The organism is Phaeobacter sp. G2, from assembly GCA_025163595.1.
Taxonomy (GTDB): Bacteria; Pseudomonadota; Alphaproteobacteria; order Rhodobacterales; family Rhodobacteraceae; genus Pseudophaeobacter.
Window position 1 is genome coordinate 1750935 of sequence record CP104100.1, and the last position, 24513, is coordinate 1775447.

Below are 24513 nucleotides of genomic sequence, written 5' to 3' on the forward strand. Positions count from 1 at the left end.
ATGCAGCCAAAGGCGGAGAAAATCCGGGTCGACAAGTGGCTCTGGCATGCGCGGTTCTTCAAAACCCGCAGCCTGGCCGCCAAACAGATCAGCGCCGGACATCTTCGCCTGAACGGCGCTAAGATCACAAAAACGGCTCAGAGCGTCACCTCGGGTGATGTTCTGAGCTTTCCACAGGGACGACAGATTCGGGTGGTCGAAGTTGTCGCCATCGGCACCCGCCGCGGACCCGCCCCCGAGGCGCAGGCGCTTTATCTTGATAAGACGCCAAAACAGGACATCTTGCCTGCAAATCCGCGATTTGAGGGAAAAGGGCGGCCTGACAAGAAATCTCGCAGGGCGCTTGACCTTTCCAGGCAACAGGACTTCACGTGACATCTTGAAGATGAAGCGAGTCTGAACTAGCTACTTGCCAAACAGCAAATGGGACAAAGCCCGCATGACCTACGTCGTTACGGATAACTGCATCGCCTGCAAATACACCGATTGTGTAGAGGTGTGCCCGGTAGATTGTTTCTACGAGGGGGAAAACACCCTGGTGATCCACCCGGATGAATGCATCGACTGTGGTGTTTGCGAACCGGAATGCCCGGCCGATGCCATTCGCCCAGACACCGAGCCAGACATGGATAAATGGGTGGAGTTCAACCGCAAATACTCTGAGATGTGGCCGGTGATTGTCTCCAAAAAAGACCCGATGCCGGACGCTGAAGAGCGTGACGGCGAAGAGGGCAAGCTTGAGAAATACTTCTCCGAGGCCCCCGGCGAGGGCGGGTAAGCGTCTCCGAATCTCGGGGCCGGCTGAAAAGCACGACCAGTTTTTTGCCGAAAACCACCTGAAAACGGTGATTTTCACCTGCGATTGGCAGGAACAGGGCTCCCCTCGTCTTTCGAAGGGGGGCATTTTGTGATATGGTCTGCACAGATGTATATGAAAATGAAACCCATCTCGCGTGGCATTTTTGATGTAGCGCGCGGCCTGGGGATTGACCCACGGTGACGATAGAGCGTCTGACCTGCGATGCAGTTCAGGGGCGATAGCGTTGCCGTTGTTGTGTCGGATAGTTGCCTCTGGCGCTGCCCGGCCTCTAGCGTAAGGAAAGACCTGTATGACAAAATCGAAGAAGCTCGCATTCCGTCCCGACGAATATGTGGTTTATCCGGCCCATGGTGTTGGACAGATCATCTCGGTTGAGGAGCAGGAAGTAGCCGGCTTTGCGCTGGAGCTTTTCGTGATCACCTTTGAAAAGGACAAGATGACCCTGCGGGTGCCAACCAACAAGGCCATCGAAGTGGGTATGCGCTCGCTCAGCTCGCCGGATGTGATCAATCAGGCGATGAAAACCCTCAAAGGCAAGGCCAAGGTCAAACGCGCCATGTGGTCTCGCCGGGCGCAGGAATATGAGCAAAAGATCAACTCTGGTGATCTGATTGCCATTGCCGAAGTGGTGCGCGATCTGCACCGTACCGATGACCAGCGTGAGCAAAGCTATTCAGAGCGTCAGCTCTATGAGGCCGCGCTTGAGCGCCTGACCCGCGAAGTCGCGGCTGTTGCCGGTGGCGATGAAATCTTGGCCGCGAAACAGGTCGGGGACGTTCTGACCTCTCGCGTTGCGGCCTGATCGGCGTCAGCTGTTCAAGAACTCAGAGATTTTAAAGCCCGTGACCTTGGTTGCGGGCTTTTTGCTGTCTTGGCCTCAGCTTAGCTGAAGAGGGTCGCCAGCATCAGCAATCCGGCAATTTCACTGACCTGCTGGCAGGCGCCCAGCACATCGCCGGTCTGCCCGCCGATCTTGGTGCGGGCCACCAGACCCAATCCTAGGGTCAACAAGGCAAGCAGCGCGGCAACGGCAAGGCTGACAAGCCCGAGCAAGGGCAGCGCCAGTGCAACAGCGAGGCCAAGACCAAGGGCAGTGGCCCGCCGGGACGGGCGGCCGACGCTTTGCGATAGGCCGGACTGGCGGGCATTGGGCAGCCAGACCATCAGCATGGGCATCATTGCACGGCTGAGCAGGGCAATAGCCAGCGCACTCCAGCTCTGTCCCAGCTCCAACAGCAGCGACAGGGCGTGCCAGCGCAGGCCAATGGCAAAAACCAGTGCCAGCACGCCATAGCTGCCGATCTGGCTGTCTTTCATGATCTCCAACCGCCGTGCGGGCGCGAAGCCGCCCCAAAACCCATCGGCGCAATCCGCCAGCCCGTCTTCGTGCATCGCCCCTGTCAGCAGGACCTGAACCATCAAAAATAGCCCAGCAGCTAGCGCCGCAGACAGGCCCAGGGCCTGGCCCACATAGGCCGCCATGCAGGCGGGCAGGGTCACCGCAAGCCCCGCCAGCGGAAAGGCCCATACCGCCCGGGATTGGCGCTGAAAACTGCTGCTTGCCAGTTGCGGCAGGGGCAGCCGGGTCAACAGGACCAGCGCCAGTGGGATGTCCACCAAAGATATGTCGTTTTTTCGCATGTGTGAGCCTCTTGCGGGACTTGCGAAGCAGTTTTGAGCCGCTAAACAGATTGGACCCTGATTTACGCGCGTCCGCCGCCCAGATGCAACGAGGCTTTACATGCTGCCATCTCTGACTTCCCTTGATGATTTCCGCTCCCTGCTGGCGCAGGCCAAGGGTGCGGATCAGACCGCCATCGACGCGGCTGCCGCCCGCAACGGGCAGCTGACCAAGCCTCCCGGGGCTTTGGGCCGACTGGAAGATCTCGCCATCTGGTATGGCGGCTGGCGCGGCACCGATCGCCCCGAGATCAAATCGCCCCAGGTTATTGTCTTTGCCGGCAACCACGGTGTCACCGCCCAGGGGGTGTCAGCCTTTCCCTCCGAGGTGACGGCCCAGATGGTGATCAATTTTGAACATGGCGGCGCGGCAATTAATCAGCTGGCCAAACTGGCAGGTGCGCGGATGGATGTTCATGCGCTTGATCTGGACAATCCAGTGCAGGATTTCACCCAAGCCCCAGCGATGGACGCGGCAGAGCTGCTGGCCGCCTTGCAGGCCGGATGGAATGCTGTTGACCCAACAGCGGATCTATTGGTGGTTGGTGAAATGGGGATTGGCAACACCACCCCAGCGGCGGCTTTGGCCTTTGCCCTGTTTGGCGGCGAACCCGCAGACTGGACCGGGCGCGGCACTGGGGTTGATGACGCCGGGCTGGCCAATAAAACCCGTGTCGTCACCGAAGGCGTGGCGCTGCATGGCGCTGCAATCAAAGATGGCCTGGATGCGCTCGGTTGTCTGGGGGGGCGCGAGATTGCGGCCATGGCCGGCGCAATTGCTGCGGCACGGCTGCTGCATATTCCGGTTATTCTTGATGGATTTATCTGTTGTGCTGCCGCCGCCTGTTTGCAGCGCAGCTGTGATGGCGCTTTGGATCATGCCATTGCAGGGCATCAAAGCGCTGAAAACGCCCATCCTGCCCTGCTGAAAGAGCTGGGTAAAGAGCCGCTTTTGGCGCTGGGTCTGCGTCTTGGTGAAGGCTCTGGGGCGGCGTTGGCCATTCAGGTTTTGAAAGGCGCAATCGCCTGTCACAGCGGCATGGCGACCTTTGCAGAAGCAGGCGTTTCAGACGGCTGATTGCTGCTGCATGAAAGGCGAGCGAACAGCAAAGCCCCGAAGCTGACTTCGGGGCTTTTGTTTTGTCGGCTCGATATGGCGGTCAGATCAAGATTTGCTTTGATCTTTTTTCTCGGCCAGCTCCAACAGGGCGGTTTCCAGATCCTTTTCCAGTTCGCGGGCGCGGGCGATATAGGCCTGATTTTCACTGGCAGGTGTTCCGGGTTTCCACAGCGAGGCGAGCTCGCGCACCGTAAGACGGTCGTGAGCATAAAAAGTCTGCTCGGCCTGGGCCGCTTCATATTCGCTGAGGCCGATTTTTTCCAACACGTAGCGCCCGGCCCGCAAGGAGCTGTCAAACATTTCCCGCACGATGTCATCGGCGCCGGCCTTATACAGTTCAAAGACATGGTTGCGGTCATAGGCCCGGGCAATGATGTGCAGATCCGGGTAGGTGCGCCGCACATAGGCGACCATGGTGACAGTCTTTTCGGGGTCGTCCAGCGCCACCACCAGCACATGGGCTTTGGCGATGCCTGCTGCCTTGAGCAACTCGGGCCGTGTGGGGTCGCCGAGGAAGCTTTTGACCCCAAAACGACGCATCAGCTGCACTGCGCGGATGTCATTGTCCAGCAGCACGGTCTTGAAACCGCTGGCGCGCACCAGCCGGTTGACGATCTGCCCAAAGCGGCCAATTCCGGCGATGATAACGGGTCCTTGTTCGTCAATCTCATCAGGTTCCTGTTCGACACCTTGCTCGCCCATGAAGTGAGACAACATATCATACAAAATGAACAACAGCGGGGTGATCAGCATCGACAGGGCAATTACAAGCAGCAGCTTTTCGGCCAATGGTTCGGGGATGACGCCTTGTTGGCGGGAAAAGGCAAGCAGGACAAACCCAAATTCACCCGCCTGCGCCAGGCTGAGGGTGAAAAGCCAATGATTGCGCCGTCTGAGACCAAAGGCGCGACCCACAAAGAACAGGATTGTGCCCTTGGCGAGGATCACCAAAAGAGCCAGGCCCAGCAGGTCTCCGAAGTTGGCCAACAGCAGCCGGTAGTTGATCCCGGCCCCAACCGTAATAAAGAACAATCCTAAAAACAGCCCCTTGAAGGGGGTGAGATCGCTTTCCAATTCATGGCGGAATTCGGAGTTGGCCAGAACCACGCCCGCCAAAAATGCGCCCAGCGCTGGGGAGAGCCCAACCAGGGTCATCAAGAAGGAGATCCCAACCACAATGAGCAAGGCTAGCGCAGTGTACATCTCACGCAGGTTGGTCGCATGGATAAAGCGGAACAGGGGCTGGGTCAGATAGATGCCAGCCAGCACGATGACGCCGATCATGCCAAGGGTGGTCAGGGTCACGGCCCATCCTGGCAGACCAGCAACCAAGGAAAGCCCGTCATGGGCCGCAGCCATATGGCCTGCGACTTCTGCCCGCTCAATGGAGCCATCCGAGCCTAACTGTGGTCCGTTCTTGATGGCAAGAAGCGGTAGAAGCGCCAGAATTGGAATGACCGCAATATCCTGGGTCAACAGCACCGAAAAGGAGGACCGCCCGCCACCGGTCTGCATCAGGCCTTTTTCTGAAAGCGTCTGCAGCACGATCGCAGTCGAGGATAGCGACAGCGTCAGGCCAACGGCCAGGCTGACCTGCCAGGTCTCGCCGGCAATAAGGGCGGCGACCATAAGTGCCAGAGTGCTGAGCAGGACCTGTAAGCCGCCCAGCCCGATCAGTTTATGCCGCATCGCCCAGAGCGCCCGCGGGTCAAGCTCCAACCCGATGAGAAACAGCATCATTACGACGCCAAATTCCGCAACATGTTGGAGATTTTGGGTTTCAGCCCCGACCAGCCCAAGCACCGGGCCTATGATAATGCCGGCAGCCAGATAGCCCAGAACCGACCCAAGCCCGAGACGCGAGGCCAGGGGAACGGCGATAACAGCAGCAGCGAGATAGATTGTTGCCTGATACAGAAATGCGTCCATACAACTGGTATCGCAAGCGGTTTGCACCTTGGCAACGGTTTTAGCAGCATTTTGAGTGGGTCATATTGCTGCTGCGCTTTACCGGGCGCTTGGGAGCCGGGAGATCGGGGGCTCAATGGGAAACGGCGGCCAGGTTTCCCCGTGCCGCCGCGCTTTGGTTTCGACGCTCTGGCGATTGCCAGTGCAGGTCAGCCGCTGCCTATTGATCCATTTGCCGAATCTCATTGCTGAGTTTGGTGATTACGTCCAGACGGCGCGAGATGCGTTCCTGGAAGACCCCAAGCTGGTCGATGATGTCAGAGAGCGTTTCACCGGATTCCGGGAGGCGGGCGCTTTCGATCTTACACAGGACCCGGGTGGAGCTGAGCCCGAGGAATTGTCGGTGCATGACCTGGCAGGCCCGCATGATGCGCTCGGCCTCAAGGTCGACTTCCTCGACGCCTTTGCGGGCCCGGTCTGTTTCCTCTGTGACCAGTTGGTTCAGGATTTTGCGCTCTGCGGCCATGTCGATGTCGCCCAGGCCGCGTCTTTCGGTTTGGAGTTGCGCATCACATTCGTTCAGAATGCGCGCCATGCCTTCGACAAACAGGCTGTTGGTAACGGCCAGCTTGATGGTGTTGAAGTTGCTGTTTTCCCCCATCACATGTGCTTCAAACCAGTCGGACATTTCGCGCGACATCGCACCATAGTTCTGCGACAGGACCGTGACCGGCCCACCCGAGGGTTCAATCCGCGATGCAATCACCCGCAAATTATGCGGAATCGTGTGCATAGCGTCAAAATCTTTGACCAGACCTTGGGTTTCTTCAACGAGGGTTTCGGCGTTTGCCATCATTCTGCGCAGATCCGCGATTTTGGGATCTTTCGGGCGCTCCAGTCCGACATCGCGGGACAAAAGCTCTTCGCTCAGGGCATGGGTGGCGAACTGGTGGTAGTTTTCAAAACCTTTCTTTCGAATCCACTCCAGCATCTTTTCAGCGCTGTCTTCCGCGCTCACTCCTTCGTTGAGTTCAGCCTGGCGCATCTCATTATAAATGGCTCTAATCTCATCAAACAAGGCGCTGCTGGGGGAAATCCGCGCCGAGAGATATCCGCCCTGGCAGGGGACCACCACTGCAAAGACCCAGTAGTACAGCCCATCCTTGGCCTTGTTCTTGACGTAGGCCCCCATGCTGTCGCCTGCTTTCAGAGTATCCCAAAACAGTTGGAAAACACCCTTTGGCATATCCGGATGGCGGATGATCTTATGGGGCGAACCGATCAGATCTTCCCATTCGTAGTTTGCTACGCGCTTGAAGACGTAGTTTCCGGCTTGGATCACCCCACGGTCATCGGTGCGTGAAAAGAAAACCTCGTTCAGGGCGAAGGGGGCTTCACCGGTCGAGGGTCGGGCTTCTATGCGACGGTCTACAAAGGACAAGGAGGCGCTCCACTTCATAAAGATACAGTCAAAATCTATAAAATCAAAACCTTCCATTATTATTAAGTTGGCAAAGGCGCATCACGTTTTAACTGTGCCATTACGATCTGGCTTTGCACTCTGGCGACGGCAGGATGCGGCAATAGAATTTCATGGATGAGCTGATTGAGCGCCTGTAAGTCGCTGCAATAAACCCGCAATAGATAGTCTGCCTCGCCTGTCATGGTCCAGGCTGAGGTAATCTCGGGTCGGGTGCTGACCAGGCGGCTAAAGCTTTGGGATTGTTCCGGCCCGTGGCTGCCAAGGTTCACATGCACGAACCCCTGAACGGTCAATCCCAGTTTTGCCGGGTCCAGTCGGGCGCAGTAAGCTTGGATATAGCCCTCTGATTCTAGCCGCTGTCGCCGCCGCCCGGCCTGACTGGGCGACAGGTTCAGCAGCTCTCCCAACTCCTGTGCGGTAAGATGTGCGTTCTTTTGCAAGGCGGCGAGCAGTTTGGTGTCTGTTGAATCTAGCATATGCGGGTTTTTCCTGTTTTTATCACATTAGGCGCGAAGTTCTCGCGCGGAAAGGCAATAGGAATACAAAGAACGCGCGAAATATGCATTTCATTTGCGGTATTATGATCGAGAACAGAAATCTAGCCCGCATCACGCGACTAAAGAAGGAAACCAGCATGGGTCCATTTCCGCATAACGCCCCGAAATCCGTGATCAGCGATGAAAACCCCGCTGGCACCGATGGCTTTGAGTTTGTCGAGTTCGCCAGCCCTGAACCGCAGGAGTTGCGGGATCTTTTCACCAAGATGGGCTATGAACAGGTCGGTCATCACAAGACAAAACCGGGCATCGAACTGTGGCAGCAGGGGGATATCACCTATATCCTGAATGCGGAAAAAGGCAGCTATGCTGACAAGTTTGTTGCCGAACATGGGCCCTGTGCCCCCTCCATGGGATGGCGTGTTGTCGATGCACAAAAGGCCTTTGAACACGCGGTTTCAAAAGGGGCCGAAGCTTATGACGGCGACGACAAAACCATGGATGTGCCCGCGATCAAAGGCATTGGTGGCTCGCTGATCTATTTTATCGACCAGTATTATGAGACCTCGCCCTACAATGGGGAATTCGAGTGGACCAAACAGTCAAAACCACGCGGCGTTGGCTTTTACTACCTCGATCACCTCACGCACAATGTCTACAAAGGCAATATGGACAAGTGGTTCAGGTTCTACGGCGAGCTGTTCAACTTCAAGGAAATCCGTTTCTTTGACATCGAGGGCAAGTTTACCGGGCTGCTGAGCCGGGCGCTGACCTCTCCCTGTGGTCGTATCCGTATTCCTATCAACGAAGATCGCGGCGAGACCGGCCAGATTGTTGCTTATCTCAAGAAATACAAAGGCGAGGGCATTCAGCATATCGCGGTTGGAACCGAGGACATCTATAGCGCCACGGATGAGATTTCTGATCGTGGCATCACCTATATGCCTGCACCGCCTGCGGCCTACTATGAGCTGAGCCACGACCGGGTGAAGGGCCATGATGAACCGCTGGAGCGGATGCAGAAACATGGCATTCTGATTGATGGCGAGGGCGTCGTAGATGGTGGCGAGACCAAAATCTTGCTGCAAATTTTCTCCAAGACGGTGATTGGCCCGATCTTTTTCGAGTTCATTCAGCGCAAAGGGGACGATGGATTTGGCGAAGGAAACTTCAAGGCGCTGTTTGAATCGATCGAACGCGAACAGATCGCCAACGGAGAGCTGGACGCCGCTGAATAGGGTTTAAGCCCCAACAGAAATGCGCACAAAAGTGCCGGGCCTTAGGGAGGTCCGGCACTTTTTATGTCAGCGGTTTTGCTGTGGCGAACTGGCCGACCTGATGTGACCTGCGCGCCAAGGGATGGGACTGGCAAACGACAGGTGAGGGGCCGTCGTCAATGCCCTGTCTTTGGATCTGCCTGCAGGTGGTTAATTTCCGGGCAGCTTCAGTGTCTTATTTGTGCCGCGCTTTTGATACTGTAATTGGCTTTCGCTGATGGCTACCACGGTGCCACCATCCAGCCGATCGCCAACCCGGACCTGGCGGGTCCGACCACTGGGCATCAGAACCAGGGCTTGGCGGTTAGACGGTTTTCCGGAGACACCAATCAGGTTTACCCGCCGCAGGTTGATGGCATTGGTGACTGTTGCCTGGCGCGCCACTGAGGCAGAGCTGGGAATGCTGGGGGTAACGGATTGCGGCGCTACTGCCGCCGCCGTTGTCGTGGCGGTTGTTGTGGCACGCTGCCGGGTGGCACGATCCACCAGATTGGCAAAATTCGCAGGCCGATCCCGCGGCGCTTTTGACGTGGCAATAGCCAAAGCGCTGACAGGCTGGTTTTCCTGTTCTTCCGTCTTCAGGCTGGCAGGACGGGCGCGGGGGCGAACCCGGGCAAGCTCGGCGCGGCTGAGCCCTCCCAAAAGTGCGCGTTCTGCCCGTTCCAGCAGATCGGAGGGGCGCGGGCGGGGCCGTTTCAGCGACAGGCTTGCCAGGCGGGCATTTTCGGCGGCTTCCCCAGCATCTTCGGGGGCTGTGCGGGCCGGGGTCGGGGGGGGGACGACGCTTGGGCGCCCGAGATAGACCATGATGCCATCCGGGTTGAGTGTGCCTTCGGGTGTTGCTGTCACCAGGCCCTGGTGGTCGAGGTCAAAGTCGCTACCCGCTGCCGCCGGGGAGCTGAGCGCGTCTGGCTCGGGATCGCTGGTCAACAGCGGTGCCTGGGGCAGGGCGACGGCATCCTGGGACAGATCGCTATTGTCGATAGAGGCGACATAGATGTCATCCAAAGACACCAGTGCAGGGGCCTCTGCGATCTGGGGAACCTGCTGCCAGATTCCAGTGGCGGCGTAGAGCGCGGCTTCGCTCAGCGCGTCGCTTTGGTCCGGATCGGCAGCCTCCCCTTCTAACGCATCAAGCACGGGCTGGCCCGTGCTTGCATCCAATGGGGTGTCGATTTCGGCGCCGGCAGGGTCAAGGCTGGTGGTCTCAAAAGGCTCGGCTTGATCGTCCAACTCCACAACGCCTGGGTCAGGGTGGCTTGGTATCGCGCTCACCTGTGGGGCGATGCTGTCTGGCTCGGTTTCTACCTCGCTTATGGGAATATCCACTGGGCTGGCTGGTTCGGCATTGGTGCCGGTCGGCGGTGTTTCCGCAAGGGCCGGATCTTGATCGGTGGAGCCAGCAGCGGGGGGCGCCAGCGGGGTATCAAGGCTTTGTTCCAGCGGCGGGCGTTCGGAGGAAAAGAACAACCCGCCTTCGGAGAACATCGCAAAAGCCGCAATCGCGGCCATGGCCAACAAAAGCCCTGCCGTCAGGATCAACCCCAGGAAGCGTGGCTTGCCCTTTATGGTGCCCGGTTTATCGTCAACCGAGCTGTTGAGACTGTTCGCCGCCTGTGCAGCCGCGCCGCTGATGGTTGGGGCATTGGGGTGAACAGTGGCAGGGGCGGCTGGTGCACTGGTTGACCCTGTGGGTTTTGCAGTTTTTCCAGGGGCAGTGGCGACAGGTTTAACACTGGCTGAACTTGAACTGGCCGAACCTGAACTGGCAGCGCTTGGGCTGGTCGACTTTGGACTGGCCGCGGCCTGTGCTCCGGCTGGGGCAGCTGGGCTGTGCACCGCGGGGGCGCCGGTCTCTGGGACGGGACCGGCAGACTGGGCATGGCCAGCAGACTTTGTCGGCTCTGCTGTGGTTGGGGATTTTCCAGCGGGCGCAGCGACAGGCTTGGCCGCTGTGGCTGCGGCCTGTTTGGGGCCCGGTTTTGGTGCCTGTGTGGTTACAGGTGCTGCTGCGACAACAGAGGGGGCAGGCTTGCCGGGCGATGGCGCTGCGGATTTGTCAGATGGTTTTTTTGCAGATGCAGGTTTTGCAGCCTCTGAGCCTTTGGCCTGCGGTGACTTCCTGCGGCGGCTGGTAAATCCGGCAATAGGACCGCTGTCCTCGGCGTCTGAATCGACATCCTCATCCAAATCGGGCTGGGCGCTGTCCGGCTCCAAAGCGGCGGGTGCCTTGGGCAGCGTCGGCTCAGCCGCCACCTGATCCTTTGCGGCCTTAGGTGCGTCATTTTTTTGGGCGGGTTTTTCAACCGGTTCGGCGGGGGTGGGGTCTGGGATCGCAGCTGGACCGATGTCCACAACAACGATCCCATCAGGTGTGATCTCAGTTTCGCCCAGCGAGGGGACTGCGCCAAAAAAGGGTTCTCCGAGAAAACCACTTTCACCAGGGATGGCCACAAAGGAAGCGGGCGCAAAGCCATTTTCCAGCGCAAAGCTTTCGGCCTCAGCCAAGGTCTCATAGGCGACGGCGGCAATATGGGTTTGGTCGCCGTCCTCAGACAGGTCAAAAGCCAAATCCGACACCGCATAGGGCGTGGCGCCTTCCAAAGCGGCGCGGGCCAGGCGGCGCCGACTTTCCAGATCGGAAATGCCAGTCTCAATGGTAAGATAGCGGATCTGCTCATTGGGGATGATTAGTTTGCACAGCCCCTCGGGCGCCAGGGCGTCTCCCTTGGCTTTGAGCGCAGCAAGATCTGCTGTCAAATCAGCACTGTCGAGCGACACAGTGCCGACATTTCGCCAACCTCCGGCTGCACGATGCAGCAGAACAATACCCTCTGCGGAAAGAGAAAGAGCAAACTCCGGTTTCATAATGCGGTCAAACCATCCAAATCTGTAGTGCCCGGACCGCGAGGAGTCCTTTCAGGCCGTCAGAGCAGACCATAAAGCAGGACATCGCCGAGTGAAAGGAAAAGAGCGCGCTTTCCCCTTGTCAGCGGCGATCTGCCGTCCCCATCTTAGGGCAAAGCAAAGGAGACTTCACAATGAAAACAAAGACAGTTTTGGTAACCGCCCTGGCAATGGCGCTAACTTTGGGCACTGCGCTCAAGGCAGACACGGGCACCGATCGGCAGATTCTGGTCAGCGGCGAGGGCCGGGTTGAGGTGGCGCCGGATCTGGCGGTGATCACGCTGGGGGTCAGCAAAGAGGCCAAGGAAGCAGGCGAAGCCATGGCGCTGGTCTCTGAAGATATGTTCGCCGTCGTGCAAGAGCTGCGGGCCGTTGGCATTGCGGATAAGGACCTGCAGACTCAGCAGATCTCGCTGCAGCCGGTCTGGTCCAATGGCGGTTCTTATAACAGTTCGGGAGAGCGGCGGATCACCGGGTTTTTGGCCGCCAATACGGTGAATTTGCGGGTGCGCGATCTCGATCAACTCGGCGAGGTGCTTGACCGGGTGCTGCGCGCCGGTGCCAATCAGTTCCAGGGGTTGCGCTTTGATGTGGCGGATCACGCGCTGCTACAGGACCAGATGCGCGCAAGCGCCGTTGCGGATGCCCGCCACAAGGCTGAACAGCTGGCGGCGGCTGCCGGGGTCACCCTGGGGCCGGTTCGCACCATCACCGATCAGGATCATGGCGGTGGCCGCCCGATGATGGCAATGGAGATGTCGCGCAGCGGTGCCATGCCGATCGAGGCGGGCGAGCTGAGCTTTTCGCACAATGTGCAGGTGGTGTTTGACCTGGTGGTGCCAACCGAATAACCGCGGCTCTGCCAGGTTTGAAACCAAAAAGGCCGGGTAAACACCCGGCCTTTTTGTTGTTTTACAGATGGGCCTTTGGGGTCAGCCGCAGGCTTTGGTCAGGGCCTGGTCCAGATCGCGGATCAGATCAGCGGCGTCTTCCAGGCCGATGGAAATCCGCACCACATTGGCGCCCGCGCCTGCGGCCTCCTGCTGTTCCGGGGACAGCTGACGGTGGGTGGTGGAGGCAGAGTGAATGATCAGCGAACGGGTGTCGCCGAGGTTTGCCACATGGCTGAAGATCTCCAGGGAATCCACCAGTTTGATGCAGGCGTCATAGCCGCCCTTGACCGCAAAGGTGAACAAACCACCCGCGCCTTTGGGATAGTTCGCCTGGGCGCGCTCGTAATAAGGCGAGCTTTCCAGGCCGGCGTAGGTCACATAATCAACCCGGTCGTCCTGTTCCAGCCAGCTGGCCACGGTCATTGCGTTTTCACAATGGCGCTGCATCCGCAGCGACAGGGTTTCAACGCCCATCAAGGTGTAATGCGCCGCCTGCGGGTTCATGGTCATACCCAGATCACGCAGCCCGATGGCGATACCGTGGAAGGTAAAGGCCAGGCCGCCAAAGGTCTCGTGGAATTTGAGCCCATGATAGGCGGGTTCTGGCGCCGAAAGGGAGGGGAACTTGTCGCTGGCGGACCAGTCGAAGGTGCCGCTGTCTATGATCGCGCCGCCGGTGACGGTGCCATTGCCGGTGAGGTACTTGGTGGTGGAGTGCACAACCAGAGTGGCGCCTTGGGCAATTGGGTTGCACAAATAGGGCGTGGCGGTGGTGTTGTCGACGATCAGCGGCACACCAGCGGCATCTGCCACATCGGCCAGCGCGCGCACATCGGTGACATAGCCGCCGGGGTTGGCGATGGATTCGCAGAACACCGCGCGAGTGTTTTCGTCGATTGCGGCTGCGACGGCCTCCAGATCATCGGTATCGACAAATTTTGCCGACCAGCCAAAGCGTTTGATGGTCTGGCTGAACTGGGTGACGGTGCCACCATACAGTCGCGTCGATGCAATGACATTGCAGCCGGGCGCCATCAGCGGGAACAGCGCCATGATCTGTGCCGCATGGCCAGATGAGCAGCAGACTGCGCCAACGCCGCCTTCCAGTGTTGCCAGGCGTTCTTGCAGCACAGCGACGGTTGGGTTGGTCAGGCGTGAGTAGATAAAGCCAACTTCCTGCAGGTTAAACAGGGCAGCGGCGTGATCGGCATCGCGAAAGACATAGCCGGTTGTCTGGTAGATCGGTGTTTGACGGGCGCCGGTTGCCGGGTCCGGTTTGGCGCCTGCGTGGATCTGCAATGTGTCAAAGCCATAGGCTGGTGCATCACTCATCTGGTTTTCTCCCTCATCAGTTTTCTTACCAAATGTTTAGGACAGCTTGCCCGCCGGTACAACGCAGGCGTGGCAAATTGGAACAAACAAACTGGCAAAGAGCAGCGCGTGGGAAATCGTTCTAGGGACCTGACCCTCGGCAACCTGGCTTTTGGGTTGGGAATGAGGCCAGACCACAAGTGGCCAGCCTGTTAGCGCAGCCACAGGCCTTCGGATTTGATTTTGTTGCGAATGGCCTGTTCGCGCCGGGGCAGGTGATCCTGATCAAACAGCGCCCGTACCCGGGCACCCCGGTTTTGATAAACAAGCCGCTTGATCGGCTCATAGGTTTTCAAAACCTTCTTGATCCAGTTTGGCGCAGCCACCGTTTCCAGCAGGTCAATCACTGCGTCGCTTTCGCGGGCATAGAGCAGCGGGAACAGCCGGTAGTGACAACTGGTTTCCCCGTCCAGGTAGCCCGCAGGCAGGGCGTCGCGACCGCCGCCAAAGGAGTGGATCACCAGGGGCAGTGCAACCTGATCCAGCCAGGGATCCAGCGACTGGCCGACCAGCTCAATTGGCGGATCCTTCAGGATGGACTGGGCGTAGACCGCAAATCGTTTGCCAAAGGCGCGCGGGCAGGTGCCGTAGAAAAAGCCGGCATTAAAGTAAAGGTAGCGTTTCCAGAATTCATCCGGTTGTTCCAGATCCAGTGTTGGATCAAGGTCCAGTCCAAACCGGTCGTAAAGAGAGCGCCAGATGTCCGTATAGCCGGGCCCATAAAGCGTTGGCTTGGGCCAGGTGCCTTCGCGCCGCATCGAGGCAGAGGGGCGATTGAAGTCAAAGGGAACCGCTTCCAGGTCGCCGGTGATCAGCGTGTCGCTGTCAAAAAACACAAACGGCTCGCCCTCGGGCATGGCCTGCAGCGCCTCGATCTTGTTGCCATAGGGATAGCTCTGACCAAAAATCTTGTTTTCAAACGGCAGGATTTCGACCCCAAGCCGGGCAAAGGCCTCTAGTACACCGGCGTTGTGAATGCTGGGATCTTTTTGCCAAAGCGGCCCTGGCTGCGGTACCGCGACAAACAAACGACCGGAAAAGTTGGGGCAGCTGTGGCGCAGGGAGGCGGCAAACAGCAGCGCCTCGTACTGCAGGCGCCCCGCCTGGCCGATGATCATGACGTTGAAAGACTGCTGCGCCATTGTATTTCCTGTCTTCCGCCTCTTGCGAGCGGTTGGGGCTTGGGTATTTTATGGTCTATATTCAATATGGGCTTTGGGCAAAAGGAAATCCCCAAATTTGAGGGGCCTTTGGCCAGGAGCGCGACTTGTTTGTATCAGTTAAGTGAGGTTTTTTATGCGAAGAATTATGTCTGTTATTATGTTGTCGCTGTGGGGAGCAGGCCTGCCCGTCGGGGCCTCATCGGCGCCTTTTACCACAGCCGCAGAGGTTAAGCCCATTTTGTCGGTCACCAAGGCCAATTGGGTGTCCGTGCGCGAATATGAGGGGCAGGATCTGCTCTATGTTACGCATCTGTGGTCCTGGCGCTGTGGCTTGAACGGTATGCGCATCGGCGTCAACGGCGCCGAGCCGGTGACCTGGCCGATGCCGCCCTGTCATGAAGATCAGGCCGCCCCCAATGCCATCCTGCCAGAAGATGGGCTGCCCTATGGTACTTTTCCCCTGGGCTCTATCCAGCAGATTACCATTGATGTGTTTTATGATGACATGACGATGGAAACGCTCGAGGTTAACCGGTTAGGACAACCGATTTCACCTTAGACAGCGAGATGTGTCCCATTGTTTGCCGCAAAAGGCTGAGCAGAAGGCCGGTGAGACGGTTGGCCAGGGCGGGCTGAGGGGGCTGGAGTGCAAGGAGGCCGGATTAGGGGGTGATCATCGTCACACCGGGGATGCGCTGGACGATTCGCATGTCTTCTTCGTAGAGGGCGGTGACCGATTCAATCAGGGCTTCACTCCAGCCAGGTAAATCGATCTCCTCTTCCAACTCGTCCTCGCGCACATATTTGTCGAGAAAAGCTGCCATGACCCGCCGCTGTTGCGTCTCTGACATATCAGGGTGCTGTGCCAGATACTGGCGCAGTCGCCGCATGCCTTCGCGGCTCATGATGGTCGACAGTAAATCCATGCCACCATCCAGACGCTGGTTCATTTCCAGCCCGGACATGTCACGGATGATCTGCGCCCAGATCAGAGGCATATCTTCAAAACACCAAACGGTGAGAGAAACTTGGGGAACGGCGCGTCGCAGGCGCGTCAGAAGATCTGACCACCGCAGGTGATAAGGGTCAAGGTTGCTCAGCACCTGAGCCTTGCGATCGGGGTGGGCGTTTTCAAGCAGGCCCGGCAGAATGGTCGCCGGGTTTCGCAGTCCGATGTACAGTTCTAGTTTGTCCTGTGCGAACAGGTGCTGCAGGGACAAAAGCCGCGCCTCTGCTTCTGGATAAAACTGGCTGCCCTCGATTGATTGACGCTGCGAGCCAAAGAAATTGGCATTGGACAACAGGACTCTGTCTGCCTGTTCTTCTTCCAGGATCGCATCCCACAACACATCCCGTGCTTCCGTTGTGGCCTGACCGTCCTGCAGCGCCGCCATACAATCTTTGAGCAAATAGCGGTATTTGCCTGGGCCGGGTACAACGGTGCCGTGCAGGCGAAAGCGGTCTTTGTTACGCAGCAAGGTCTTGAGCAGACGGTCCTCTTCGGTTCCATGTGCACCGCAATGAAAAATGACCTGCATCGGGTCGCCTATCTCTTGTCTGCTCGAATTGCCTCAGGCTTACTCCTCTGGGCTATATAGGTCAAATGATCTGCTGGGCGCGATGACAGGGGGCGGAAACGGAGGGCAGAGACAGGGGGGGGCGAGAGGACATGCTCCTGCGCTGCCCTTTGATGGTATCACCCGATCTGCCATGGGACACTGGTAGAATAGGCCGTGCCACCGTCAGCGCTGCTGGGGGTTTCCTTGTCCTTGCTGCGTGGCCATCACGGTTCGGCTTAAGTCTTGCGCATAAAGTGGTCAAATTATGGGCGATCGGGATAAAAACTGTAGAGCAGGCAGCGCTTTGGCCGCCGCGTGGCCGTGACAGGTCTCAAAACCAATGGATGGGCTTGTGTCTCGCCGGTTTTCAGATTTTCTTTCCCTATGCACACAGTCAAGACACGCACTTTCACCACCCGGCTCACGACGCTCCTGAAGACCATCTATCCTGATCAGGACGCCAGTCTTCTGGTGGACAAAATCATGGATGCGTTTTGGCCAGAGAACCAACAGCCGCGTAAGCGCGGGCGGTTGCCCAGCAACAACCTATGGACCGAACGGGACGCGCTGCTGATAACCTATGGCAACTCGATCCTGGACGGCGCTCACAAACCCCTGGATCTGATGCATGACTTTCTGCTGCGTCGCATGAAAGGCCTGGTCAATGGCGTGCATATTTTGCCCTTCTTTCCCTTCACCTCTGACGACGGCTTTGCTGTTTCGGATTTCAGGGCGGTAAACCCGCAGCTGGGAGACTGGCCGGACATCAACCGCATCAGCGAAGATTTTCATCTGATGTCGGATCTGGTTTTGAACCATGTCTCCAGTCAGGGCGCCTGGTTCAATAGCTACCGACAGGGGCAATCCCCCTTTGACGGTTTCTTTTTTGAGGCCTCCCCCAAAGATGACCTGAGCAGCGTTGTCCGTCCACGCACCACCCCGCTGTTGCAGGAGGTCGAGACCGTGGACGGCCCCCGCCATGTCTGGTGCACCTTTAGCCATGATCAGATCGACCTGGATTTTCGCAACCCCGAGGTCTTGTTGGAGTTTTTGCGCATCATCCGGCTGCATGTGGACAACGGCGTGCGCATCATCCGACTGGATGCGGTGGCCTTCTTGTGGAAAGAGGTCGGCACCAGTTCGATCCATCTGCCGCAGACCCATGCCATCGTGCAACTGATGCGGCTGCTGTGTGACTATGCGGTTGAGACCATAATTCTGCTCACGGAAACCAATGTGCCCAAGGCCGAAAATCTGAGCTATTTTGGCAATCGCAACGAAGCCCACGCGATCTATAACTTCCCGCTGCCGCCGCTGATCCTGCATGCTGTGATGTCCGGGTCTGCACAGTACCTGCGTCGCTGGCAAAGCGGCATGCCACCAGCCCAGCTGGGATGTGCCTATCTGAATTTCACCGCCAGCCATGATGGCATCGGCATGCGCCCGGTTGAGGGCATCCTGCCAGAGCCGGAACAGGCCAAGATGATCAAAACGATCAAGGACATCGGTGGGCTTGTGTCCATGCGGGCCCTGCCGGGTGGGGGCGAGGCCCCCTATGAGATCAATACCACCTTTTACGAGGCAACCGGGCAGACATTTTCCGGGGCGGACGCCTATCACCTGGACCGGTTTCTGTGCTCACAGACCATCGTGATGTCATTGGAAGGCATCCCCGCCTTTTATATTCATTCCATGCTGGCAACGCCGAATGATCACGCTCAGGTCGAACGGCGCGGCATGAACCGCGCGATCAACCGTCATCGCTGGGACTACCCCAGGCTGAACGCCTTGTTGGATGATCCCACGTCGGTACAGGCACGCGTTCTTGCGGCATTGTCACACCGTTTGCAGGTCCGATCCAAACAACCCGCCTTTCACCCCAATGCCACCCAGTTCACCATGCCGCTGGACAACGCAGTCTTTGGCGTTTGGCGTCAAAGCCTTGACCGCCATCAATCCATCTTTGCCCTGCACAATGTCAGCAATCAGCCGGCACAGGTGCCGCATATGTCGATGAACCTGATTGATGATGAGCCCTGGGTGGATCTGCTGACCGGTGAGCAGATTGATATGATGCAGGAGGCCATTACCCTGGCCCCTTACCAATGTCGCTGGATCACCAATCGGGGTTAGCGTCCTGACCCTAAGGCCTACTGAAACTCAGCCTCATCCGCCTTGGCGGCTGCGGTCATATCTGACAGAAAGGTCGGATCCGCAGAATGGACGCGGTTCCAAGTGGGGATGAACGGCGTCTCATGTGGATTTTCCAAAAAGATCTGCCCCGCCCGCATGATGTTTTCCGCAAACAGCTCGATCGCGCTTTCCTCGGCATGGCGGTCAAGGGACAGGCCATTCATTTTTGCGTCGTTGTAATAGGCTTCGAGCAGATCAAGCGCGCAGCGATAATAGGTGGCCTTTAGGGTGCGAAAAACATTGGGTGTAAACACGGTTCCATCGGCGGCAAGCTTGCGAAAGATTGCTTTGCAGATATCTGTGGACATGCGGTTCAACCCGGCATTGGATTCTTCCGGGCTCAGGGATTGGTGTTTGTGGTCATAGGCATCGCTGATATCGACCTGACAGACGGCTTTGGGCGCGAGGTTTCTCCAGGCCTCAGACAAGACACCAATTTCCAACCCCCAGTCGGAAGGGATACGAAGGTCAGGCAGGATAGAGGTGCGCATGGCAAATTCGCCGGACAGCGGATAGCGAAAGCTGCGCAGGTAGTCGATATAGTCGCGGCTGCCGATCACCCGGTTGAGCGCAATCAGCAAAGGGCTGACCAGCAGCCGGGTCACCCGGCCATTGATGTTGTTGCCACCGATGCGCGGATAATAGCCTTTGGCGACTTGATAGGGAAAGTTTGGATTGGCCATCGGGTAGACCAGCCGGGCCAGCATTTCTTTGTTGTAGGTCAGGATGTCACAGTCATGGATCGCCATGACGGCGCTGTCGGCGCAGCCGATCAGATAGCCCAATGAGGCCCAGACATTTTTGCCCTTACCCTGCTCGGTAGGCGCCAGCCCCATTGCCTCCAGACGCGCCCCCAGCGCCAGCATGCGCGGGCTGTCGTTCCAGATCACGATATGATTTTGGCCCAGGCCTTTGAAAAATGTCTTTGCATGGCGAAACTGGGCTTCATTGGCCGCATCCAGGCCAATGATGATCCTGTGCAGATAGCTGACCTTGGCCAGTTCTGACAGAATATGCGGCATCGCCTGACCTTCGAGTTCGGAATACAGGCAGGGCAAAATGAGTGAAATTTTTCGCGATTGGGCAAAGACCGAAAGCTCGTGCTCCAATTCATCAGCGGACCGGGTGCGCAGGTTGTGCAGCGTTGTGATGTTTCCGTTTTGATGGAAATCGGCCATGAGTTTGATCCTACTTCATGTGCAACCGGTCGAGTAACTGAAGGACCGCCGTATTCCACCCCACGGGGCCTGCCTCTTTGGTGCGTAATATTTGACCCCGCGCCTCTCCCTTTAGCACTGGTAATGGGGCGCGATGTGGATTGGCCACGACAATACCAAAATCCACGTTTTCCAGCATTTGAATATCGTTGGGGGCGTCTCCCAGCGCGATTGTATGCTGTGGCTGGTATGTTTGCACAATTTTTAACAGTTTATCGGCCTTGTTGCCTCCAAAAGAGAGGGTAAGAAAACGTCCGCCCTGTTGCGCTGTCACCCCGTGCTCCAGAAGACAGGCCAGGAAATCCGCTTGCTGTTGCGCGGTGCCCAGCCACTGCCCGGGTTCAGAATAGGCGCGCTGCTGTGCCAGTTTCGCCTGCGGCAAGGCCAGACCGGTCATTTCAACCAGCTGATCGGCGGTCATATCGCCAAAGCCGCGAAAACACTCGCGAAGCGCGCTGGGCAGTGTCTCAAGGGCAGATCTAACCGCATCATACTGCGCCCCGTGCTGCGCGGTTGTGCCATGGGGCGAGAGAATGCCTGCGCCATTCTCGACAATGGCTGGCCAGCCTTCGAGCCCCAGTTCTGACCGCAAAGCGCCAATTTCAGCGGCGGTTTTGCTGCTTGCCAGGACAACTGCAGCGGAGATGCGTTTGAGCGCTGTCAAAGCCTCTTGCGCAGCGTCCCACCGATAGGTGTCGTGGTCGATTAATGTACCATCCAGGTCGGTAAAGACCATCACGCTAAGGGGATTTGTCATAGGCTATTTATGCCCAGCCGTATTGGTCAGGACAAGGTGGCTGAGGCCGGTGTTCGAATTTTGGCGCGCCTAAGCGCAGGCAGTGATGATTTTTTAGACGCAGGCGCATTCTGTAGTGCCGGTATCAGTGCTGGGCAGAACAGCGTTTGTCACGTCTCAGCTATGGTTTGCAGCTTCAATGGCGATCAGTCATGGGGGTTTGTTTCACCTCTCAGGTTCAACGGGCGTCATATGCTGCCAGCGCTCTTTTGCGGCCCTCACCAATGCTGACAACCGGGGTTGGGTATGGATCGTCCTTTGACAGGCCCCAGGCACGCGGGCAGGCATCAAAAAACGCCAAAGCCTCTGGGCCGGGGGTTGGTGCGCGCTCTGCCAGAAACCGGTGAATGTAGGCCTGTTCGGCATCGAACTTTTGCGCCTGCGTTTCAGGATTGAAAATCCGGAAATAGGGCGCCGCATCTGGTCCGCTCCCGGCAACCCATTGCCATCCCATGGCGTTCGCCGCAGGGTCCCAATCAATGAGGCATTCCTCAAACCATTTCTGCCCAATGCGCCAGTGTTTTAGCATGTGTTTCGTCAGAAAAGACCCGACGATCATGCGGCCCCGATTGTGCATGTGGCCGGTCACGTACATCTCTCGCATGGCGGCATCCACAAGTGGAACCCCTGTGCGCCCCTGTTTCCATCGCAGAACCGCTTCATCCTCGTGCTCCGACCATGGGAAGTCATCCCACTGTGATCTCCAGTTTTCCTGGGTGATCTGCGGGGTGTGATACACCAGATGGTAGGCAAACTCGCGCCAGACCAGTTCCCGCAGAAAATGTTCCGCCCCGCGCTGGCCTTCTAGATATCCACGCAGCCCCGCATGCCAGACCGTACGAGGGCCGATTTCACCCCAGGCCAGGTTTTCGGAAAGACGGGAGGTTGCGTTTTGGGCCGGGAAGTCGCGGCGGTCTTTGTAGTCTCCAATTCGCGCGCTCATGAAATCGGCAAGACGCGCATTTGCCGCCTGCTCACCCACATTGGCATGTGGCGCCAAGATCCGTGCTCCGCGGTGCATTGCCGTTTCCAGCGCCCAGTCCTGTAACCGATCAGATTGCGGCCAGCTTTCAGGAGCCAAAAGCTGCTGGGGGGCAGCCTCAGGCGGGGCAACATCCAGATCTTTTACAGCACGCCACATGGGGCTGTAGACCTTGAAGAAACCGCCTTGTTTGGTCTTGACCGCCCAGGGTTCAAAGAGCAGGTGACCCGGCCAGCTTCGCGGTTTGAAACCTGCGTCTTTCAGTGTTGATTTGACCTTTGTGTCGCGTGCAATCGCGTCTGGGTCATAGGCGCGGGTCCACCAAATATCCTCGGCGCCGGTTTCGCGCGCCAGGGCCAGCAGTTCCTCTGCAGCGGTTCCCCGCCGCAGGATCAGTCGGGATCCAACGCCCTTTAGGCGGTGTTCAAATTGTTCAATCGCTTGCGACAACCGCCATTTGGAGGCCGCCCCATAGGTTTCGGCAACTTCATCAAGCAAGACCACTGGAATAACTGGGCGTTGGCTCTGGCTGGCAGCTAAAATCGCCGCGTGCTCCGCCAGCCTGAAATCTCGACGGAACCAGAAAATGATGGGTTTTGAGCTTAGCATCTTACTTCACTTGTTTATTCTCTTTTACCCTATACGAAGGCTGGCCGGGAATGGTTCACTATCGTGCTTGGATTATTGCAGTGATCTGGACTCAGAATTGGATCGTATCACTGCTACAAAGAAACCAATGGGCCTGACCGTTTTTTAGGGACTGATCCGATATTCAGGACAGGTGAAATCGAGGCGCGTTCAATGCAAAACAGAGAGATGCCAACAAAAATCCGGCCGCCTTCTATCCGGTCGCCTTCTCTACAGCGGGCCTTGCGCCGTGAGGGCCGTCAGGATGGGCTGAGATCGTGGATGGGCACGGGGTTGTGGTCCCCACACTGTAGCTCGTCACGATCGGGTAGGCGCGTATGACACGCCGGGCACTTGTCATCGGGGCGTCGGGGGGTATTGGTGCTGCGCTTTGTACCGCCCTGGCAAAACATGGCTCTGAGGTGACACAAATTTCGCGGACCGCAGACGGGTTCGACTTAACCAACCCCGAGAATGTTGAGCGTGTCCTGACCGCCTGCCATGGCCCCTTCGATACTGTTTTGGTTGCCAGCGGCATCCTTGCGACTGAGGGCGCGCGCCCCGAAAAATCGCTTTCGGAAATATCCGCAGAAAACATGGCGCAGGTCATGGCTGTAAATGCGATCGGCCCGGCGCTGGTTCTGCAAAACGTGCCACGGCTGCTGCCAAAAGACGGGCGCTGCGTCGTGGGGGTTATCACCGCTCGTGTCGGCTCGATCGGTGATAACCATCTCGGGGGGTGGTACAGCTACCGCGCGGCCAAGGCTGCGGCCAATCAAATTGTGCGCACGGCAGCCATTGAGATCGCGAGAAAGCGCAAAAACGCCATTGTCGTGTCCTTACATCCGGGCACGGTGGAGACCCCCTTCACCAAAGCCTATCCCGGCCACCAAAAGGTTGCTCCAAGTGAGGCGGCTGCAAACCTTGTTGCGGTTCTTGATCAGTTGTCTCCCAGCCAGAATGGAGGCTTCTTTGACTGGGCAGGACAACCCGTTCCATGGTGAAGCCGCTGTTTTGTATTGAGCTTCTAGACCAGCGCAGCACCGGCTGCGTTGATCTGTGACGCTCTGATCGCGGGAACAAACCGGATCAACTAGTGGTGCAGTTTATTGTGCTGCCTCATGTGGATTGGCCCAGTCCTCCCAACGGGTGACCACTGGGAAAGTTCGCGCCACTGCCTAAGTCGCGATGAAATCCTCCCCTCCCAAAGCGCTGCCTTGCAGCAGGGCAGTTTCAGACCCAAAGTAAACGTCCTTGACACCGCGCGCCTATGGCGGTTTTTGTCCACCATGACAGACCTTTCGACACAATCTCTGGATGACCTCAGCCTCGACGAGGCCGCACGACCAAAAGCGCCGCTGGTGCCGGCGGCAACGGACAGGCATCGTCGCCAAGGGCGGCAACTGGCGGCCATCCATCGGCAGTATTTGATGGAGATGGCCCAAATCGGTGCGGTCCTTGCACGGATCGAAGCAGGAGATACGCCTCCTGAGCACCTGAAGAAAATCGTGCTTTCGCTCGACATGGCTGAGAATTTTCAAGCCTTTGGTTCGCTTTGCGGGCGCGAGTGCCAGATTCTCAAGTTTCACCACGACATCGAAAGCGCTGACATGTTCCCCCGGATCGAGGCCTCGGGCGGAGGAAAGTTCCGCGAGGTTGTGGCCAAATTGAAGTCAGAGCACGAGGTGGTCCATGAGCTAATCATCCGCCTTGGTCGTGCAGCGGAGGTGCTGGCAGAGGTTCCGAGCGATGCAAATTTTGTTCAGGCTGCTGCCACCTTTCGAAAACTGGAAGAGGTCGTCCGCTCCCATTTTGGCTATGAGGAAACCGAATTGGCCGAGGCCATCGGGTATTACCTCGGGTCGATCTGACGGCGCTTTTTCGGCGCCACAGGACAGACGCCCGCCAGATAGATGCCCCCAGAAAACCACCAGGCGCGCTAACGTGTTTCATCCCTCGACGCAGCAAAGAGCTTGGTTTGCAAAGCTTGCTCCCTGGGCGCAACAAACCTCGTTAAAGT

The 24513-nt window shown here is 57.8% G+C and carries 21 protein-coding genes; 10 read left to right on the plus strand and 11 right to left on the minus strand.

The window, feature by feature from the left end; genetic code table 11:
• The 3 genes from N1037_08305 (at window position 1) to N1037_08315 (ending at window position 1622) form a co-directional block, all read left to right on the plus strand.
• The gene (locus N1037_08305; GenBank protein UWS80999.1) at window positions 1–375 is read left to right on the plus strand and encodes an RNA-binding S4 domain-containing protein; all 375 of its coding nucleotides are present in this window, start codon (window positions 1–3) and stop codon (window positions 373–375) included.
• Window positions 376–439: 64 nt separating this feature from the next.
• The gene (locus N1037_08310) at window positions 440–778 is read left to right on the plus strand and encodes a ferredoxin family protein (GenBank protein ID UWS81000.1); all 339 of its coding nucleotides are present in this window, start codon (window positions 440–442) and stop codon (window positions 776–778) included.
• Between the two features lie 331 nt (window positions 779–1109).
• Window positions 1110–1622, plus strand: a complete 513-nt coding sequence (locus tag N1037_08315) for a CarD family transcriptional regulator (GenBank protein UWS81001.1) — start codon at window positions 1110–1112, stop codon at window positions 1620–1622.
• An 80-nt stretch (window positions 1623–1702) separates the two neighbouring features.
• Here N1037_08315 and cobS read toward each other — a convergent pair whose 3' ends face one another.
• On the minus strand, window positions 1703–2461 hold the full coding sequence (gene cobS / locus N1037_08320) for an adenosylcobinamide-GDP ribazoletransferase (GenBank protein UWS81002.1): 759 nt from the start codon (window positions 2459–2461) through the stop codon (window positions 1703–1705).
• Window positions 2462–2561: 100 nt separating this feature from the next.
• Here cobS and cobT point away from each other — a divergent pair, with 100 nt between their 5' ends.
• Window positions 2562–3578, plus strand: coding sequence for a nicotinate-nucleotide--dimethylbenzimidazole phosphoribosyltransferase (gene cobT, locus N1037_08325; protein ID UWS81003.1), 1017 nt, complete (start codon window positions 2562–2564; stop codon window positions 3576–3578).
• A gap of 87 nt (window positions 3579–3665) precedes the next feature.
• On the opposite strand, the gene N1037_08330 is transcribed toward cobT, so the two are convergent.
• From N1037_08330 to N1037_08340, 3 genes are all read right to left on the minus strand, one after another.
• Window positions 3666–5549, minus strand: coding sequence for a monovalent cation:proton antiporter-2 (CPA2) family protein (locus N1037_08330; GenBank protein UWS81004.1), 1884 nt, complete (start codon window positions 5547–5549; stop codon window positions 3666–3668).
• A 199-nt stretch (window positions 5550–5748) separates the two neighbouring features.
• Window positions 5749–6969, minus strand: a complete 1221-nt coding sequence (locus N1037_08335; GenBank protein UWS81005.1) for a PAS domain-containing protein — start codon at window positions 6967–6969, stop codon at window positions 5749–5751.
• A 62-nt stretch (window positions 6970–7031) separates the two neighbouring features.
• Complete coding sequence (locus tag N1037_08340; GenBank protein ID UWS81006.1) at window positions 7032–7487, minus strand: Lrp/AsnC family transcriptional regulator; 456 nt, start codon at window positions 7485–7487, stop codon at window positions 7032–7034.
• Between the two features lie 158 nt (window positions 7488–7645).
• On the opposite strand from N1037_08340, the gene hppD reads away from it, so the two are divergent.
• Window positions 7646–8746 (plus strand): 4-hydroxyphenylpyruvate dioxygenase, encoded by a 1101-nt coding sequence (gene hppD / locus N1037_08345; GenBank protein UWS81007.1) that lies wholly within the window; start codon window positions 7646–7648, stop codon window positions 8744–8746.
• 189 nt (window positions 8747–8935) lie between these two features.
• Here hppD and N1037_08350 read toward each other — a convergent pair whose 3' ends face one another.
• Entirely contained in the window at window positions 8936–11653 is a 2718-nt protein-coding gene (locus N1037_08350; protein UWS81008.1) for a hypothetical protein, read from the minus strand.
• Between the two features lie 173 nt (window positions 11654–11826).
• Between N1037_08350 and N1037_08355 the strand changes: the two genes are divergently transcribed.
• Entirely contained in the window at window positions 11827–12543 is a 717-nt protein-coding gene (locus N1037_08355) for an SIMPL domain-containing protein (GenBank protein ID UWS81009.1), read from the plus strand.
• An 81-nt stretch (window positions 12544–12624) separates the two neighbouring features.
• Here the strand turns inward: N1037_08355 and N1037_08360 are convergent, their stop codons facing one another.
• Window positions 12625–13917 carry an O-acetylhomoserine aminocarboxypropyltransferase/cysteine synthase gene (locus N1037_08360; GenBank protein UWS81010.1) on the minus strand — a complete coding sequence of 431 codons (1293 nt, stop codon included), beginning with the start codon at window positions 13915–13917 and terminating at the stop codon, window positions 12625–12627.
• Between the two features lie 191 nt (window positions 13918–14108).
• Entirely contained in the window at window positions 14109–15098 is a 990-nt protein-coding gene (locus tag N1037_08365; protein UWS81011.1) for a hypothetical protein, read from the minus strand.
• 166 nt (window positions 15099–15264) lie between these two features.
• Between N1037_08365 and N1037_08370 the strand changes: the two genes are divergently transcribed.
• A complete protein-coding gene (locus N1037_08370; GenBank protein UWS81012.1) occupies window positions 15265–15678 on the plus strand; it encodes a hypothetical protein in 414 nt (137 codons plus the stop codon).
• Between the two features lie 103 nt (window positions 15679–15781).
• Here N1037_08370 and N1037_08375 read toward each other — a convergent pair whose 3' ends face one another.
• Window positions 15782–16657, minus strand: coding sequence for a hypothetical protein (locus N1037_08375; GenBank protein UWS81013.1), 876 nt, complete (start codon window positions 16655–16657; stop codon window positions 15782–15784).
• 405 nt (window positions 16658–17062) lie between these two features.
• Between N1037_08375 and N1037_08380 the strand changes: the two genes are divergently transcribed.
• On the plus strand, window positions 17063–18811 hold the full coding sequence (locus tag N1037_08380) for a sugar phosphorylase (GenBank protein ID UWS81014.1): 1749 nt from the start codon (window positions 17063–17065) through the stop codon (window positions 18809–18811).
• Between the two features lie 17 nt (window positions 18812–18828).
• Here the strand turns inward: N1037_08380 and N1037_08385 are convergent, their stop codons facing one another.
• The 3 genes from N1037_08385 to N1037_08395 all read right to left on the minus strand — a co-directional run bounded on the left by N1037_08385 (window position 18829) and on the right by N1037_08395 (window position 22475).
• Window positions 18829–20049, minus strand: coding sequence for a glycosyl transferase (locus N1037_08385; protein UWS81015.1), 1221 nt, complete (start codon window positions 20047–20049; stop codon window positions 18829–18831).
• Window positions 20050–20059: 10 nt separating this feature from the next.
• Window positions 20060–20845, minus strand: a complete 786-nt coding sequence (locus N1037_08390) for an HAD-IIB family hydrolase (protein ID UWS81016.1) — start codon at window positions 20843–20845, stop codon at window positions 20060–20062.
• Window positions 20846–21062: 217 nt separating this feature from the next.
• On the minus strand, window positions 21063–22475 hold the full coding sequence (locus tag N1037_08395; protein ID UWS81017.1) for a DNA photolyase family protein: 1413 nt from the start codon (window positions 22473–22475) through the stop codon (window positions 21063–21065).
• A gap of 356 nt (window positions 22476–22831) precedes the next feature.
• On the opposite strand from N1037_08395, the gene N1037_08400 reads away from it, so the two are divergent.
• Window positions 22832–23497 carry an SDR family NAD(P)-dependent oxidoreductase gene (locus tag N1037_08400; GenBank protein ID UWS81018.1) on the plus strand — a complete coding sequence of 222 codons (666 nt, stop codon included), beginning with the start codon at window positions 22832–22834 and terminating at the stop codon, window positions 23495–23497.
• A 285-nt stretch (window positions 23498–23782) separates the two neighbouring features.
• On the plus strand, window positions 23783–24364 hold the full coding sequence (locus tag N1037_08405; GenBank protein UWS81019.1) for a hemerythrin domain-containing protein: 582 nt from the start codon (window positions 23783–23785) through the stop codon (window positions 24362–24364).
• The last annotated feature ends 149 nt before the right edge of the window (window positions 24365–24513 follow it).